The organism is Rhodothermaceae bacterium (assembly GCA_009838195.1).
Lineage (GTDB): Bacteria > Bacteroidota > Rhodothermia > Rhodothermales > Bin80 > Bin80.
The window spans coordinates 113,024-130,779 of record VXSC01000019.1; the positions used below are offsets into that span (position 1 = coordinate 113,024).

Consider the following 17,756-nt stretch of genomic DNA (forward strand, 5'->3'; position numbering starts at 1 on the left):
AATAATTTCAGTCGGTGATACCGGCACACCAAAAGCCTGGGGTAGCAGACTGAGTATGGCCAGAATGGGGCCTTCAGGAGGGTCCAAACTTCGAAAAGATTTGGTGCATACGAATCAGAGAACTAGGTGGATATTCACGCAATTAAAAATATTCCCCAGTTACTACAATAAAGATAAGAACAATCAGTACGGCTAGTGGGCAAACGACCTTAACCAAGAAGCCGACGAGCTCACGCCCAGGCATAGGGAATTTACGATCACCGCCATCTTCAAGCGAAGCCAGGAACTTGGGAACACCCCACGCCCATGCGACTCCGATGCATATCAGAAACGCTCCGATACTCAGGGAGTAATTCCCCCAGATATTATTGTTCAGGGTTAGGAAATCAAGGTTGAATGGCAGCAGAGAACCTTCGCCTCCACTCAGTGCCGGTGCTGCTCCGAATGCGAGTGCGGAAGGCACAGCCAGAACAAAGCAAAATCCGGAAACCGCTGCCGCCGCCCGATTCCGTTTCCAACCCTTTTCGTCTACGAAATATGCAACAACGACCTCAAGAAGGCTAACGGTTGAGGTCAGTGCAGCAATCGCGAGTAGTGAGAAAAACGCTACAGCGAAGACAGTTCCAAGAGGCATCTGGTTAAAGATGGTTGGAAGTACCACAAATACGAGGCCTGGACCGGCAAGAGGGTCTGCGTTTGCAAAAAAGAGGGTTGGAAAAATAATGAGCCCAGCCAACAGGGCAATCCCGGTGTCTGCAATTGCAATAAAGATGCCTGACTTCCAGAGATTCTCCCGTTTAGAAACATAGGATCCATAGGTGATCATTGCCCCCATCCCCAAGCTTAAGCTGAACAGTGCCTGTCCAAGTGCCCCCATGACCACATTCAGGCTCAGTTTCGACCAATCGGGCGTGAAGAGGTAAACCAGTCCGTCCATGCCTCCCTGGAGGCTGACTGCTCGAATTGCCATTGCAATCAGCAGTACAAAAAGAGCCGGCATCAACAGTGTGGTTGCCCGTTCAATTCCCTTGGAAACGCCTCCTCGCACAACGAACAGGGTCAGCAGCAAGAACAATCCGCTTAGTAGGATAGGCCAGAAAGGATCTGCCACGAAGGAGTTAAAGATCGCTCCACTGGTTTCCCCATCCTGCGCCTGTGCCAGTGTTCCAGATGCGGCCTTGCCAAGGTACCCCAATGTCCAGCCGGCGATTACGGAGTAAAAGGCAAGGATGCCTGCGCCCGTCAAAACCCCGAGACCGCCCACGTAGGGCCACATTTTCCCAGGGATCACCGCCTTGAATGCACCGACAGGGTTACGTCTTGATTCGCGGCCCAGACTGAGTTCAGCCAGTAGCACAGGGAGGCCGATTGCAAGAACAAAAAACAGGTAGATCAGGACAAATAAGCCTCCGCCACCTTCTGCTACAGAGTAGGGGAAGCGCCAAATATTCCCTAATCCAATCGCACTTCCGGCAGCAGCCAGAATAAATCCTACCCTTCCACTCCACTGTCCGCGATCATTCGCGCCGCCTTGCTGAATTGATGCCATGATCTCTGATTTCTATTTTTGCTAGAGTTACTTGTGTAGATAGATTCTCACTGAGAATAACGCTTAAGATAAAGAACTACGGGGATTGCAAGTTACCTCGGGGATCAATTCGCAAAGCTTGTCAAAAGCAACTTGACTCGACGAGAGTGACTAACAGCAAGGTCAGACTCCTGCCACAATGCGCGGAAGACTGGGCAGGGGATCAACTGCGTACTGATGGGTGGAAACGGAATTTTACGTAATATACCCGGAGTGTTCTACTCATATCCTCAGAAGGGAAGGTCATCTTCCGGTACATGTGATGTAGAAGAGCCTTCCACCGCCGGGGGGGCCTGCTGAGCCGGAGGCTGTTGTGAGGGAGGCGCAGTTTGTTGGGCTGGGGTCTGATAGGTAGCAGGCTGAGGCTGCGAATATCCACCTTGTGTTCCCTGATGCGTTTGATGTCCGCTCACGGCATCCAGTACGAATGCATTTTGAGCATTTATTTCCGTGACCCACTTCCGATTTCCCTCGCGGTCCTCATAAGAGCGGTTTCGAATACTCCCGTCTACAAATATGAGAGAATTTGCGTGGGCCTGATTTTTGAATGTCTCCGCTTTTTGCCCCCAAACGACCACGCTGTGCGTGGATTTGCGTTCCGTGGGATTCCCATCCCGATTGACATACGTCTCAGTTACTACAACACGAAACGAGCAGATTGCTGTGTTGGCTTGGGTATGACGGAGGACAGGTTCTTCTTCAATGCGTCCAATGAGGACGACTTTATTTACATTTATATCTTGCATGATTTGTGTTTAGAATGTAAGACATCGATCCGTATTTGAAACGCATCAGACAGAAAAACGTCCCCATGAAGCCAATACGGACTAAAACATCAATATAGCCCCAGATTAATGCTTGGAGAAATCTATAATCAGGAATATTCAGAGGTCAATGACTCGGCTCCCCAGTGGGTCCTCCTAGTCAATGTAGTTCGTCAACTCAGAAAATTATGCCCGTGGGATCGAAAGCAGACACATGCTTCACTGCGCCATCTGCTAATTGAAGAGGCATACGAAACCGTTGAAGCGCTTGATATGGGGGATATGCAGGAACTCAGCACAGAACTGGGGGATCTACTATTGCAAATTATTTTACACAGTGTCATTGCGGAAGAGGCCAAGCAGTTCGATCTGGCCGATGTAATTGCGGTAACTATTGACAAGATGGTTCGGCGACATCCACATGTATTTGGTCAGGTTCATGTATCGGGGGTTGAAGAAGTACTCCAGAATTGGGAATCCCTCAAGGCAGAAGAGCGAAAGGGAGGGTCCGTGCTTAGCGGTGTACCTGCCGGATTACCCGCGCTACTGTCCGCTTACCGGATGCAGGAAAAAGCTGCAAGTGTTGGGTTTGATTTTCCTAATCGGGAAAGTACCTGGGCCAAGGTCGAAGAGGAAATTCGGGAGTTCAAGACAGCAGGTTCGGAGGATGAACGTGAGAGTGAATTTGGAGATTTGCTTTTTGCACTAGTCAATTATGCGCGGACAAATCAAATTAATCCAGAAGATGCACTCAGAGTTGCGAATCGTCGCTTCCGCGACCGGTTCGAATACGTGGAAGCAAATGTACCGGACATGAAGGCGGCAGAGTTAGAAGAATTAGACCGGCACTGGGAGGCATCAAAATGCCAGAGCCGGAAGATATAATCTGGTCGCCCCCTTTGATCACTCCAACACATACGTAGGTAGCTTCCCTTGTAATATACAGGGACACTCCATCAACAGCTGCTCTTCATCCGGATTCGAACCAGAGGTGACGAAGTCCTTCGCTGCTCCGCCTCATCAATGTTCGAGATCACGTCGTAACGCACACCGGTTTGGCCACGGGTGCTTTTCACGATTTCGTGCAGGACCGTATCGAGATCGAGGCCTGAGTTGACGCCCAGAACAGCTGTGCTCGATCGGGAACGGTGCTCGCTTAGCATCCGCATTTCGAATTGGTTTGAAAGAATCGTCCAGGTCTCGCACCAGCCGATTAAGCGATTGTGATGTACCAATGCTCTGGCCCGGAGAGACAACTTACTATGGATTAACAGTAATGTAACCAACGCTGCACATTATATAATAGATAAAGAATATGATTGACGGATAAATACTTGATGCATTACTATCTTTGTGAGAGAGGGCTGCCCATAGCAGTGTGATGGTCCACTGACTGGACAATATTCACAAGGCGAGTGCGGTGTGCCCATCGACTCGTATGAATTACCAAATCAATCGGTCTTGTGGAATGCCGATTCGCCACGCACAGGCAAATCTGCAAAAAAAATGAAGTAATTCAATTTATGCCGATATTTTTTTGCATAAACCGCAGAGAGTCCCTGAGAAACCAAGCCATATTCAATCCGTATACGGCGCGGATGTGGTTGGATACGAGCGCCCGATTATCTATGTCACCGAGGATACATGGAAAGCATATCACTTCTTCCTCAGAGAGGAAGATTTTTGTATTTCCCTTATCTTATTTTCCCTTATCTTATATTGTTGTGTTCATAGTGAATAGCGTGCTAGGCGTGATTTATTTGCCGTCTGAGAGCATTCTCTTTCATAGGAGAGGGGTTTTCTTTTAGCGAGTGATTGCCTTGGCCCGGGGCGTGGTTGTGCGTCCACTTAACTTCAGAAACAAACATTCGAAAAAATGAAACAACTTGCTACTTCCATTTTATTGGCACTTGGACTTCTCATTGTCCCCGTTGTGGCGGCTCAGGTCACTGTAACTGGCACGGTAACAGAAACTGCAACGAGCCAGCCGTTCCCAGGTGTACAGGTTATAATTAAAGGTACCTTGGAGGGTACGGTCACCGATTCCGAGGGCATGTATTCGCTCTCAGATGTTGCTGTTGGCAGTACATTGGAATTCCGCTTTGTGGGATATAGGACTCAGGAGGTCCTCGTTTCAGAGGGTACGAATGAGATCAACGTCCAACTCAGTGAGAGTATATTGGAGATTGACGAGTTTGTCGTCGTAGGGTCACGACGTTTGCCTCGGCTTGTGAAGGATTCCGCCGTTCCGGTTGATGTATTTGGTCCCAGGGATCTGGCTTCTCAGACTAGTTCGGATATTGATGAAATCCTCCGTACGCAGATTCCATCTTACAATGTTCAACGCCATGGAATTGATGATGAGGCTACACTAGTACGACCCATCACTCTTCGTGGCCTTTCACCAGATAATGTCGTGGTGTTGGTCAATGGTAAGCGACGTCATCGTTCGGCGTCAATGGCCCTTCTTGGTAGTTCTTTGAATACGGGTTCGCAGGGCGCAGACATTAATATGATTCCGAGCATTGCACTTAAGCAGGTTGAAGTACTCCGGGACGGGGCTGCGGCTCAGTACGGCGCGGATGCCGTGGCCGGTGTATTCAATATGCAGCTTCGTGACAATAATCAAGGGGTCCATGTCCGGCTGCAAGGTGGGATGTACTCTGGAGGTGATGATTTAGTACCGAATGGCATTAATGCATCAAATGGTTTGTTAAGCAAGCACGATTATTCTGCTACTGGAAGGAATTTCCTCGCAGCCGCGAACGTAGGACTTCCTCTCACAGACCGTGGCTTTTTGAATCTCAGCCTTGAATACCGTGATGCAGATCCTACGATTCGCAGTGGACTTAGGCGCGATGAAAGTGCGCTGATCCAAAGGGGATACCCGGTCAACAATCCTGCTCAGGTGTGGGGTAGCCCAGACGTCAGTAATTCGTTCGTTGGTTTTGTGAACGCGGGTATTGATGTAGGCAATAATGCTCACATCTACGCATTTGGTGGCTACGGCAACCGGGAATCCGAAGGCGGATTCTACTTTCGTTCTCCCGGAACGAGTAGTGCCAGAGCGGCTGTGTTCAGGTCCGGTTCAGTTAGAGCCGTTGCGGATTTGAATGAAAGTGACGACATAGTTTGTAGTGAACATGTTCCAAGCCTAGACGCAGATTTTGCGGCGGTGAATGCGTTTATTTCCCAGTACAAGGGGCAGTGCTTTCTCTTCAATGAATTGTTTCCGGGTGGTTTTACACCACGCTTTGGTGCCAACATCTATGATTTGAGCGTAACCACAGGTATTCGTGGTGGAGCGGATGACGGCCTTCGCTGGGATCTTAGTTTCTCCATGGGAAACAGCGATATTGACTACTTCATTTATAACACGGTCAACGCTTCCTTGGGACCGGATACCCCAACATCCTTCAAGCCTCGTGGGTACGAGCAGCAGGAGTTTACGATTTCCGCTTCTGGTTCCTATCCCATTGGAGTGAGTGCTTTTGCCACCCCTTTGAATATTGCATTCGGGTTAGAGTGGCACACGGAAGAGTTCACCACTGAAGGCGGTGACCCTGATTCATGGGCCAATGGTAAGTATGGCTCCCAAGGGTTCAGTGTTGGTTCCAATGGCTATCAAGGTTTGAATCCAAAATTTGCAGGTTCATGGGATCGCCCCAATGTCGCTCTTTATCTTGACTTGGAGACGGATGTAACTACCCGTTTGACCTTGGGTGTTGCGTCTCGCTACGAGAATTATTACAATGACTTCGGGTCAACGCTGACCGGTAAGGTCGCGGCATTGTACCGTGCAACCGGGTCACTTCGTTTTCGTGGCACGGCCTCCACTGGATTCCGGGCTCCCACACCTGGTCAGGCGAATCTCTGGGCATTACAGACTGCACTTTCCGGTGAAGGCGATCAGCTCGTGGAAACAGGGCAGCTTCCACCAACCCACCCGATTTCCGCTGCCCTCGGCGGCCAAGAACTTACCGAAGAGACGGCGTTCAGCTTGACGTTGGGAACGATCGTAGATCTCTCATCCAATTTGACACTGACCCTTGATTATTTTGATATTTCGCTTCAGGATCGAATCTCGCTCACTGGGAATATTGCGATTACGGAGGAAATTCGAGATATTATCGTTCAGCAAGCACTCTTGGGAGGCGCCTCAACTACTCTTCGTGAAATTAAATTCTTCTCCAACGACTTTGATACACGTACACGTGGGATTGACCTTCTTTTGGCGTATGACAGAGAGAGTGATTCAGGGAACGCAACCCAAGCTTCTCTCGCATGGAACTGGACAATGACTACCCTGGAAGACTTCTCACAGCCCCGGGATATCAGCACTTTTCTCGGACAGTCGTTGAGTACTCCATTTACGCTGAGTCTGTTGACTCCTCGCCGCCAACTCGAAACTGAAGATCTGAACCCCAAACATCGAATTGTGCTGATGGGACGCCATATCCGCGGTGCAGTCAGTGGAATGGTTCGACTCAATTACTATGATGGCTGGTACGCCTGCCGTAATAACAGCAACTCATGTGTGAATAGCACCGGGAGCCTGCTGGATGAGTTTGATTCAGCCGTGATTGTTGATGCTGAAGTTGGGTATCGTTTCCTTGAAGATTACCGCGTATCCCTAGGAGTCGATAATCTGTTTGATACGTATCCAGACTCCCATCAAGACGAAACCGGTAGTCAGGGCAACATTCGTCCAGAGAGTACCCCCTGGGACTATAATGGGCGCGCATATGTGCTTCGACTAGTCGCAGATCTATTCTAGGTCTTGATAATTCTTGCACAAAGAGCCCCAGGGGAAAAACCTCCGGGGCTTTTTTGTTTTATTGACGTATCCGAATCGTACGGGTCCTGTCTGCCCCTGAAGATCCGTGGGTAAGGATTGAGGTTTTAAGCGGCTTGTGGGTGGCGAATAGTTTGGAACCCTTGCCCCCAAAGCATGCTACAACTACATCATTATGGATGGTAATAATATCAATTCACCCTGCGATTGAATATCCCACATATTATTAGAGCATCATCGACAGGGTTCTGGAGATGGAGAATTACGAATTTCCAACATCCTTTGTTCTGTGATAAATCCGTCCATTTTCGATCCAGCGTGGAAGATCACACAAAGCAGATTGGCCACGCCATAGACAGTCCTGGGCGAATCGGATACGGTGTATCAAATGGCCTCAGGTAATTTTGATCCAAAACTTGTGCAACGTGCACAAAAAGGGGATGAATATTCCAGAAATTTGCTTTTGCGGCGACTTTCTAAAGTATTTGACAGGTATTTCAAGACCAAAATTGGGAATCAGGCTGTAGTTGACGACTTGGTTCAATGTTCACTACTACGGGTTCATTCGGGGTTGGAGGCGTTACAACAAATGGACAAGTTCAAGGCCTTTGCCATGAAAGCTGCCCTGTTTGAGTTGCACGATTATTATCGAGGACGGCACTCTCCCAAGGAGAAAACCTATGAGCCGCAAATGCTCCCCGAGGGACGAAATTCACCGGATGATTGGTTCGGGAGCAAGTTCGATGCGGAGCGTGCTCTCGGAACGCTCACTCCGCGTGCCAGACGCATTCTGGAACTCCGCGAACATGGCTATAAATACAGGGAGATTGCCGAGATCCTGGATACGACCGAAACCGCCGTCAAAATGCAGGTGAAACGCGCGTTTGAAAAAATGAGGTCGATATTCACAGATTAGCTGTTACCTTTTGTACTTTTCCAGCGTCTCTTGGTAGACGGACCCTTACTCTAGGATGGACCAATCCGAGATACTAAAAAAGGTGCTTTGCGAAGAAGCACTCAACGCCGAAGAGAAGAAGGCACATATTGAAAATCTGGAAGCTGATCCAGATTTGGCACGTTCTCTTGCAGGCTGGCAACGGTTCCGGGCTTATATGCGAGATCGGATCCCCAGTCCTCGTGATTTTGTACTATACTCGCTGGTTTTTGGAGGGCATGCGGAAGATTTAAGCGAGGAGGAAGCAGCCGAGGTGAATGAAAAATGGGGAGCCCTCGATTCCGTCATTGAATCGGACCCGGGGTATTCCGAAGTTGCTGCCCAAATTGAACGGGATCGCCAAGATTTTCTTACATGCTGGGAATTGGAGGACAACCGGTCGACGGCTAGGATATTGCCATTGCGGACATTTCGAATGGCTGCTGCTATTGCCGTTCTCGCGGTATCTGTGATTACTATTCTTCTGCTTCTGAATCAGGGAGACGTTACTCTCCAAATGGCAACTGCGGATCCAGGCGAATATGAGCGTGTTCTTCTTCCCGATGGCTCCATCGCGCACCTCAACGGACCTGCAACCCTTCGGTTTGATGAACAGAATTTTTCGCGCTCTGTAGAGTTGACGGGGGTGGGTTTTTTTGATATTGCGCACCAACCGGATCAATTTTCCGTGCAAACGGAGGAAGCAGTAGCCAGGGTACTCGGCACACGTTTCGGTGTGCGCTCGATGAATGGGCTTACCCAGGTCGTTTTAGAGAGTGGTCGTCTACAGGTCGCCTCAATCGCAGAAAATCCTCAGAGCGTTCTACTCGTTCCTGGGCAAATGACAAGTATAGCGCAGGGATCCGCTGCACCAATGCCACCAGTGGAAGTAAATATAGAAGATCAATTGGGGTGGACCGGTTTCATATTTTTCCGAGAAACTTCATTAAGGAGGGCAGCGGTACTACTTTCTACAAGCCGAAATATTCGTGTTGACTTTGATCCATCCCTGATAAATGAGAGGGTAACCGGCACCTTCGCTCCAGACGTTACAGCTGAAGAAATTCTGGATGCGCTTGCACTAACACTGGACGCCGAAGTACTTAGAGAAGGGGAGACCTACCGCATTGTCCCCTAAAAAGCGGCTTGGAACACAGATGGCTATGATGTGTAACGCGCACACTAAATGCACGTTACTCTTCGGCAGTGGTTTTTTCGGAAGCGATTACTTTGTTTGTACCTGGTTGCTGCCTTCATAGGTGTCAGCCCTGAGGCAAGCTCGTATGCCCAGGATATTTCAGTGGATGTCTCATCTGAGCCCCTTTCCCAGGTTCTGGATTCCTTTGGAACGTCGTATCGCATCAACCTTGTCTATGCTCAGCGGCAGGTAGAGGGGCGTTTGGCGACATGCAATTATGTTGGTACTGACGTTGCTGCTGCGCTGGCATGCATTCTCTCGGATCAGAATCTTAGTGTGATCCGGTTAAAAAGGCGGCAATATGTACTTGTAGAAGTAGGAGAGGATGCGTCTCTGGATCCAGCCGTGGTCCGTTTGGGTACGCTGCACGGATTTGTGATGGATTCGCTGTCCGAGGAGACCTTGCCAGGGGCGCATGTATATCTGCCCAGATTTGCAATAGGCTCTGCAACCAATAAAGCGGGGTATTATGCAATCCCATCCTTGCCATTTGGGCAATACCGGGCAAGGATTTCCTTTCTTGGCTACGCGACCTTGGACACCTTACTTGAAATCTCCGAGGAGCCGACCATAATTCGATTAGATCGCCAAACCTTGGAATCCCAGGCGATTTTTGTCAGCTCAGATCGTCGAGATCCGTATGAGGTAGAACCCGGTGTACGGCAAGTTTCGGTCAATCGAATCAGTAAACTGCCAGGTTTTCCTGGCGAAGCAGATCTTCTCCAATCGCTACGCTGGTTTCCCAGTGTCCAGAGAGTACGTACTAATCAAGGAGGACTGATCGTGCGGGGTGGAGAGCCAGATCAGGTTCACTATCTGATTGACGGTGCTCCCGTATACCATATGTGGCATATTGCGGGGCTCCTTTCTGTCTATCAGCCAGAGGCTTTCAAGGATGTACGGTTGTACCAGGGAAGTTTTCCGGCCGAACATGGCGGACGCCTGTCGGCTGTACTGGACGCAGAGTTGAAAGATGGTACGATGGACCAGATCACGGGATTAGCAGGCTTAGGGGTGTTAAGTGCACGTGCATTTGTTGAGGGGCCGATCACAAAGGGGCTATCGTTTATGGTCTCTGGACGGCGATCCTATCTGGATCGAATTATTGGGCGCAGGCATCCGGTGTACGATGGGAGCAGACGGGACACCATGCGTACAGGAATACACCTGTATGACATTAGTACGAAGTTGGCATGGCGTCCATCCGCGAGGCAGCGGCTGACTCTGGGGGTCTACGGAAGTTCAGATGTTCTGGATATTCGGCTACCCGTAAATTTGTCGGTGGTAGGCTCTTTTCGGGATGCATTGCCGCTAAGCGACTGGTTGAGCCCAGCAAGCCTGGTATTCGAGTTTGATACGCGGTGGAGTAATCGCCTGATCAGTGCACGCTATCAGTATCTGTATGCGGATCGACTTTTTTTGAGTGCAACAGCGTATGCAACCTCCTATCGGGCACATGAACGCATTTTTATTCGCCCGACAACCATCTCATTCGTGAATTCAGTGTACGAATTAGATATACTGGACGTTGGCGTAAAGCTGAATGTTGATTACTATCTATCGTTGACCCATCATATTCGGGCGGGTATTTCGATTGCGCAGCGCACATTCTCGAGTGAATTGGAAGCGTTGATTTTGCAGACGAATACCATTTCCGAAAGCATAGATGAGCATAGCGCACTGGATAACACGGAAATTGTACTGTATGCACAAGACACCTGGAGGCCAACAGCAAGATTACAGATACAGCCAGGGCTTCGTGCCAGTCAACTCAGGGGGGCTAAAGATTTACGGCTAAGCCCTCGTTTGGGGGTTCTATATGACCTGGACCAAGTTATTCTTCGGATGGCCATGGGGGTTAATGTTCAGTACCTGCATCAGGTACGGGATCGTTATTCAGTGCTGTACGATTTGATTTCTTACCGGTGGGTCCCCGCTAGTCGTTCCGTAGACCCGTCCCACAGCTATCATGCGTCTCTTGGCGCCGGTGTATTGTTGGGGAACTTCTTCACCGTTGATGTTGACCTGTACGTTCACCTGACACACGGACTATTGCTCCCGCGCAATGAACAACAAAGCAGAGACAGGTTGTTGGGGCCCGGGATTGAGCTCGGCGCAATCTTAGGCCAATACACCAGGGGGAAAGCACTGGCGCATGGATTGGAGGCCAACCTTCAATATGAGCGAGGGGCGTCCTTCCTCTGGGTAAGTTATGCGGCCGGCAGATCTCGAAGTCGGGCTCCTGAACTTGGAGAATATAAGTTTCGTCCCGGGCGGTTTGATATACCCCAGCAGCTCCAAATCGCCTTTCAGCGTACGAGAAGCCATTGGTCGTACGGGGTTAGTGGAAACTGGCGCAGCGGGTACCCAATCACGGTTCCTGAGGCGCGCTATGCCGTAGGGGATCCTCTTTCTGAAGCGCCGCAAGGGTTTCTCTACTTTCCCAAGATTAATAACGGCCGATTACCCCCGTATGTGAATTATGGAGTTCAAGGATCCTATCGCTTCAATGTGGGCGATGTAGCGTTGCAACTCAAGTTAGAAGTGAATAACATCACATTCCGGCGGAATGTGATTGGACGTGTATATGATCCTGCACTACCGCACGAGGTTGCTATTACGTCCAGATATGGGCTTCCAGCTTACCCACTGCTCGAAATCACTGCTCAATTTTAGTGATGAAATTCAGGTATCTATTAATTGCAGTTATCTTCCTGGCAGGATGTGATGCCGTTCAACCGGAGGACACGTCTCTGCTTGTTGTGGAAGCATTCGTGATGTCCGAGCAATCATTACCGGAAATCATCCTAAGACAGGCTGCTCCGCTGCAAGATCCTTATCAGCTGGATTCGTCGACTGCCGCCATGGGTGCCCAAGTTGGACTCACGCTACAGGATGCTTTAATTCCTTACCGGATGCAGCGCCCTGGAGCGTATGGGCCATTGGATTCTGTGATAGCAGTGCCTGGAGAAAGCATCGCATTGAATGTGCAATGGGAGGATCAATTGGTCACGGCGCGGACCCGAATTCCACCGTTAATTTCCCTGGATAGCATAGAAATCTCGGTTTCAGACACCCCTGTCCCTGGATTGCTGTTAGACTCCCTGTTTATAGATCCGACTCAGATTGATTCTTTGGGGATTCGGGCGCTGGGCACGGGTGCGCGGGAAGGATTGGTCCATCTCGTACGGGCGACCGTGTATTGGGAGGATCATACTGGAAACGATGGGAATGACTGGTGGATCAGAATGCAATTGCTACCCACTCTGACGCAGGATCAAAGACTCAGCAATTACTTTCTGAGTTCGGAAGTGGTGCAGCCGGAAGAGGATATACCATTTATTGATGCGAATCGGCGATCTTGGTCGGGTTCTTATGCAGTACCTGTGGCAAGCCAGACCGATCCGATTTCACAGCATGGTCTGCGTATCAGTATTATTCGTTGTACAGAGGCCTATGCAGACTTTGTTTCCCAGAGTTCGAATCCGGGTGAATATGAGCCACCATCAAACATTTTACACGGACGGGGGATTTTTGCGGGACTGGCCGTGGATACATTTACAGTAAGCATTAAGTAATGAGTACTGCAAAAGGGCGTTCGTTCAGAGCTGGTACGATCACGGCGTTAAACCCGCAGGTTAAGAATCGGGCTAGGACATCGGTTTTTATTGATGGCGAGTATGCCTTTGGGATTTTGACGGATCTGGTTGTACAGAACAAACTGCATGTGGGGAAAGAGCTGAATGAAACAGAAGTAAGTGTCCTTTTGCAGGATGAAGGAATGCTCCGGGCAAAGTCTAAGGCACTAGGATATTTGGCTTATGCTCCGAGGACTGCATATCAGATACGTACACGTTTGAGAGAGCGGGGGTTTTCGGATCACGAGATTGATCATACGATGGGAGATCTTCAGGATCTTGGCTATATTGATGACCGAAAGTATGCAATGGAATATGCCACGGCACGGTTCAATCATAAAGGGTATGGGCCAGAGAGGATTCGGCGTGAATTAATCGCAGATGGGGTTTCACATGACGATATTTCCGAGGCGATCAAAGCCACGATCAACCCGGAGGCCTTTGCTGCGCGTGCAAAAAGCATGGTCGAAAGATTCCAGACTAGAGTTCAGGGCACATTCCCTGAGCGAAAAAAGAAGCTGATCACTTACCTGACCAGAAGGGGGTACGGGTATATAATGGCAAGTGAATTTGTTCAGGAGGTACTGAGTCGAAGTGAGTCGAGTAAAAACCGCACGTAACCTGTTAAGTAAGCGCCTTGGAGAAGTCCAGCCTTCGGTCGCGATTATTCTAGGATCTGGATGTGGTCTTGAACTGGATCAGGTCCATTGGAGCCTGACTGCTTCAAATATTCCTGGATTCATAGCTCCTTCTGTTGCTGGACATTCGGGCCGTGTGACGTCGGGTGTCTTTACAAACCACGAAGTTCTCCTAATGCAAGGGCGGGTTCACTACTACGAAGGAGTTTCGACTGATCGTGTCACCTTTCAGGTGCGCCTCATCCATGAATTGGGGATCAAGAATATCATTTTGATTAGTGCGGCGGGCGGGATACGAGCAACTTTGAACCCAGGAGAAATTATGTTGGTAGAAGGCCATATCTGCGCCCAGCCGCTGACTGCAACCTACAGGGGACGTTCAGTGTACGACGCACTTTGGAGGGAGCGTGTGATTGCAGCTTGTGGCGGCTTACCGGTCTCCAGTGGTGTTTATGTGTGGACCATTGGGCCGAGCTACGAAACTCCAGCGGAAATTGTCGCCTTTGAACGTAGGGGCGGCGATGCAGTTGGAATGAGTTTAGTACCGGAAGCGATGGAAGCATCAGCTTTAGATATGCATGTGCTGGGGGCCACTATCATTACCAATAGTGCGGCGGGCCTGCATGAGCAGGAGTTAAATCACGAAGATGTACTTCGTTCGGCCGAGGCTGCACGTGCGAATCTTGCGGATGTAATCGCCAGGGCGCTAATGCAGGCTCCTCAGCCATACAGAACATAATTTTACCTACAACCCGATACTCATATCACAAGACCAAATTGCAGCGCATGAACGACGACTATGGACATGACAGTGGCGATTGGGAGGGTGCGCCGCATTCAGGCAGCGGATCTCGCTATCGCGACGAAGTATTTTCGAGGAGGGTCCCGGCGGGACGACGTACGTACTTCTTTGATGTGAAGGCAACCCGATCTGGTGAAGACTTTTTTATCGTCATCACCGAGAGCAAGCGGGTTGGTGAGCATCGTCACGAGAAACACAAGATCTTCGTGTATAAGGAAGACTTCACTAAGTTCATGAAGGGCTTGTACGAGGCAATGGAGGATGTACGGACCGAGCGTCTACCGGACTACGAGTTTTATGGCTATCCGTCTGTTGATTTCCCACCCAGGGACGACGACAGCACGTAGTCTGGTTGAGCCATGATCCGCTTGATTGCGCCAGATCAATGGAGACGAAAGCCAATAAGCTTGGATTCTGCATTGGAGGTGCGCGTAGCCAAGGTGATCAAGAAGGTCATGGAGCACGGCGATGTGGCTCTACTTGATTACACGAGCCAGTTTGACCGTGTCGGACTCACGTCCATCTCCGTACCCTCTGCGGCATTAGAGTCGGCTTGGGTAGAAGCCGAATCGGCTTGGCAGCACGCATTTCAGGATGCCGCCAATAATATACGCCGGTTCCATGCGAGGCAGCGCCGCGAGAGTTGGTATGTGGACGACGGAGATCGTGTCCGTCTGGGTCAGCGCATCTTACCGGTGGATGCTGCGGGCTTGTATGTCCCTGGTGGAACCGCTGCATACCCATCCAGTGTATTGATGACCGCCATCCCTGCTCAGGTGGCAGGAGTCGGCGACCTGTATCTTGCAAGTCCTCCTGATCCTTCTACCGGGCTACCTCGGCGGGAGGTTTTGGCTGCCGCATATATGTTGGGAATTGAAAACGTGTTTGCGGTCGGCGGAGCACAGGCCATTGCTGCATTCGCATTCGGAACAGAGTCCGTCCCGCGGGTGGACAAGATCGTAGGCCCGGGCAGCGCATATGTTACGGCAGCCAAAAAGCTAGTTTATGGCCATGTGGATATTGATAGTCTTGCCGGTCCCAGCGAGTTAGTGGTTCTGGCCGATGCCACTGCCAGACCAGACTGGATTGCGCATGACCTTCTTGCCCAGGCCGAACACGACGAACTAGCCTGTGCAATCCTTGTAACCCCTGATGAGGCGATTGCGAAGGCCGTTTGTCAGGCACTTGAAACATTTCTGCCGCTGATTTCGCGAAGGGATATAGCTACTTCGGCCTTGAAGGAACATGGTGCGGCGATCATCACTTCTTCGATGGAGGAAGCAATTCACACGGTGAATACTATTGCTCCAGAGCATTTGGAGCTCATGGTTGCAGATTCATGGGAGGTTTTGGAGAAGATTCGGCATGCGGGTGCCGTCTTCATTGGTCCGTGGTCCCCGGAGGTGGTTGGAGATTACTATGCAGGTCCGAATCATGTATTGCCTACAGGGGGAGCCGCGAGATTTTCCTCCGCCTTGGGAGTTGATGATTTTGTTCGGCGACAGAGTGTGATCAGCTACAGTGAACGGCGTTTAGGGGTCGTAGCCGATGATATTGCTCTAATGGCACGTAGTGAAGGGCTTGATGCTCACGCGCGCAGCGTAAAAGCTCGCATGAAAGACTGATGACGATCCGGAATCGTGCACTTTCCCAGGTCAAGGGTGAGATCCAAAAGCAGCATCCTTATAAGGTCGGAGTCCCTCCTGGGCAAATTAAAGTCAAGCTCAATCAGAATGAAAGTCCATTTGACCTGCCGGATGAGCTAAAAGAAAAAGTATTTGAGCACTGGAAAGAGACTGCATTTCATCGGTATCCTTCAGAGCAGCCTGATGACCTTACGAAGTTAATCGCGGATTATATAGGCTGGGATTCAGAAGGAATTATTATTGGGAATGGATCGAACGAATTGACCTACACGCTGGGGCTAACCTTCATTTCTTTAGGCAGAAAAGTAGTGTTGCCTCGCCCGATGTTTTCTTTTTATGAGCGGGTTGTGGATATTTTTGGAGGAACAGTCGTGTCGATTACTCCTCGCGATAACCTGCAGTTTGACACCGATGGGATTCTAAAGGCGATTCAGCAAGCGGCTCCTTCCGTCGTAGTGATCACCTCCCCAAATAACCCCACAGGCTTAGCATTACCTTTGGCGGAGATTAAACTAATTGCTGAAGCGGCACCAGGACTGGTGCTCATTGACGAGGCATATATAGAGTTTGCAGATGAACCTAGCATGCTCACTGCATTGAGGGATTATCCAAATGTGATTCTTCTCAGAACTTTTTCTAAGGCATTTGGACTAGCTGGATTACGTATGGGCTATTTGGTCGGAGACCCCGCGTTAATGTCGGAGGTTCTGAAGGTTCGGCCTCCATTCATGATTGACCGCTTCAGTATCGCCGCAGTAAGGGCACTTCTTTTGCAATCCCACCTCGTTCATGACCGGATAGCGCAGATTCGTTCAGAAACGAAGCATTTAATTCAGGCCTTGCGGCAAATAAAAGGGGTGCGTGTGCTTGCAGGACAAGCAAATTTTGTTACATTTAAAGTTCCCGGTAACAGTAAGGAACTGTTTATGAAACTTGCCGAGTCTGGTATTTTAGTTCGCGATATGAGTGGGTACCCGGAGTTAAGGGGCTTCTTGCGCGTGAGCGCAGGAACTCCTGACGAGAACAGGGCATTCCTACGAGCGTTGACACGGATAATCTCGTAGTTCTTTAGCCAAAACCGCAATTCGAATGCAAGATGGACTTGTCCCGGTAGAAATTATTGGGCTGTCAACGAGCCCGAGCAGTGGTGGTGCTTTTGTTTTGATGTTGGGGGAAATAGCTGGAACACGAAAACTCCCGATCGTAGTCGGAGAAAATGAGGCTACTGCCATTGCAATTGGAGTTGAAAGAAAACGCCCGCCGCGCCCCATGTCCCATGACCTTTTGTGTAGTCTGATGGAGCATGCAGGGATGGAGGTGAATGACATTCTGATCGATTCGTTAGAGGAGGGTACCTTCTTTGCAAAAATTCGATTCTTCCAGAATGGAGAGCCCGCTGCGTTAGATTCGCGCCCAAGTGATGCGGTTGCAGTTGCGGTACGCCTAGATGTTGATATTTTGGTATCAGAGTCAATTCTCGAAGAGGCGGGGATTCCACTAGGTGAAGACGAAGATACTGCCCACGATGAGGCTAAAGTACCAGTATCCCCGATTGAGCAATTGGAAGAGAAATTGGAGCGTGCCATTGAAGAAGAGGATTACGAGGAAGCTGCACGGGTACGTGACGCTTTGGCGAAGCTAAAGGAATAGTTCCGATAGAATTAGCTGTCAATCATTCGCTCAAAATGACCCAGACAACGATTCCCTGGTATAGTAGGACGGCCGTCAGATAAGGCTACGGGGCGCTATGTAT

At 49.9% G+C, this 17,756-nt stretch carries 14 protein-coding genes; 12 read left to right on the top strand and 2 right to left on the bottom strand.

Annotation, left to right across the window (positions count from 1 at the left end; translation table 11 throughout):
• Positions 1 to 142: 142 nt before the first annotated feature.
• Both F4Y64_04590 and ssb read right to left on the bottom strand, forming a co-directional pair.
• On the bottom strand, positions 143 to 1,540 hold the full coding sequence (locus F4Y64_04590) for a sodium-dependent transporter (protein MXX96877.1): 1,398 nt from the start codon (positions 1,538 to 1,540) through the stop codon (positions 143 to 145).
• 278 nt (positions 1,541 to 1,818) lie between these two features.
• On the bottom strand, positions 1,819 to 2,334 hold the full coding sequence (gene ssb / locus F4Y64_04595; protein ID MXX96878.1) for a single-stranded DNA-binding protein: 516 nt from the start codon (positions 2,332 to 2,334) through the stop codon (positions 1,819 to 1,821).
• 108 nt (positions 2,335 to 2,442) lie between these two features.
• Here ssb and mazG point away from each other — a divergent pair, with 108 nt between their 5' ends.
• From mazG to F4Y64_04655, 12 genes are all read left to right on the top strand, one after another.
• Positions 2,443 to 3,237: a nucleoside triphosphate pyrophosphohydrolase gene (gene mazG / locus F4Y64_04600; protein ID MXX96879.1), complete on the top strand. Its 795-nt coding sequence runs from the start codon at positions 2,443 to 2,445 to the stop codon at positions 3,235 to 3,237.
• Positions 3,238 to 4,228: 991 nt separating this feature from the next.
• On the top strand, positions 4,229 to 7,129 hold the full coding sequence (locus F4Y64_04605) for a TonB-dependent receptor (GenBank protein ID MXX96880.1): 2,901 nt from the start codon (positions 4,229 to 4,231) through the stop codon (positions 7,127 to 7,129).
• Positions 7,130 to 7,535: 406 nt separating this feature from the next.
• Positions 7,536 to 8,063, top strand: a complete 528-nt coding sequence (locus F4Y64_04610; GenBank protein ID MXX96881.1) for a sigma-70 family RNA polymerase sigma factor — start codon at positions 7,536 to 7,538, stop codon at positions 8,061 to 8,063.
• A gap of 55 nt (positions 8,064 to 8,118) precedes the next feature.
• Positions 8,119 to 9,219, top strand: coding sequence for a hypothetical protein (locus tag F4Y64_04615; GenBank protein ID MXX96882.1), 1,101 nt, complete (start codon positions 8,119 to 8,121; stop codon positions 9,217 to 9,219).
• Between the two features lie 48 nt (positions 9,220 to 9,267).
• Positions 9,268 to 11,955 carry a TonB-dependent receptor gene (locus F4Y64_04620; protein ID MXX96883.1) on the top strand — a complete coding sequence of 896 codons (2,688 nt, stop codon included), beginning with the start codon at positions 9,268 to 9,270 and terminating at the stop codon, positions 11,953 to 11,955.
• Positions 11,956 to 11,957: 2 nt separating this feature from the next.
• Positions 11,958 to 12,857, top strand: coding sequence for a DUF4249 family protein (locus F4Y64_04625; GenBank protein MXX96884.1), 900 nt, complete (start codon positions 11,958 to 11,960; stop codon positions 12,855 to 12,857).
• Positions 12,857 to 13,537, top strand: coding sequence for a hypothetical protein (locus F4Y64_04630; GenBank protein MXX96885.1), 681 nt, complete (start codon positions 12,857 to 12,859; stop codon positions 13,535 to 13,537). Before F4Y64_04625 ends, F4Y64_04630 begins: the two co-directional genes overlap by 1 nt.
• On the top strand, positions 13,512 to 14,294 hold the full coding sequence (locus tag F4Y64_04635; GenBank protein MXX96886.1) for a purine-nucleoside phosphorylase: 783 nt from the start codon (positions 13,512 to 13,514) through the stop codon (positions 14,292 to 14,294). The genes F4Y64_04630 and F4Y64_04635 overlap by 26 nt, the downstream gene beginning before the upstream one ends.
• 47 nt (positions 14,295 to 14,341) lie before the next feature.
• Entirely contained in the window at positions 14,342 to 14,704 is a 363-nt protein-coding gene (locus F4Y64_04640; GenBank protein ID MXX96887.1) for a DUF3276 family protein, read from the top strand.
• A gap of 12 nt (positions 14,705 to 14,716) precedes the next feature.
• Positions 14,717 to 15,982, top strand: a complete 1,266-nt coding sequence (hisD, locus tag F4Y64_04645) for a histidinol dehydrogenase (GenBank protein MXX96888.1) — start codon at positions 14,717 to 14,719, stop codon at positions 15,980 to 15,982.
• Complete coding sequence (hisC, locus tag F4Y64_04650; protein MXX96889.1) at positions 15,982 to 17,067, top strand: histidinol-phosphate transaminase; 1,086 nt, start codon at positions 15,982 to 15,984, stop codon at positions 17,065 to 17,067. The genes hisD and hisC overlap by 1 nt, the downstream gene beginning before the upstream one ends.
• A 25-nt stretch (positions 17,068 to 17,092) precedes the next feature.
• Positions 17,093 to 17,653: a bifunctional nuclease family protein gene (locus tag F4Y64_04655; protein ID MXX96890.1), complete on the top strand. Its 561-nt coding sequence runs from the start codon at positions 17,093 to 17,095 to the stop codon at positions 17,651 to 17,653.
• The last annotated feature ends 103 nt before the right edge of the window (positions 17,654 to 17,756 follow it).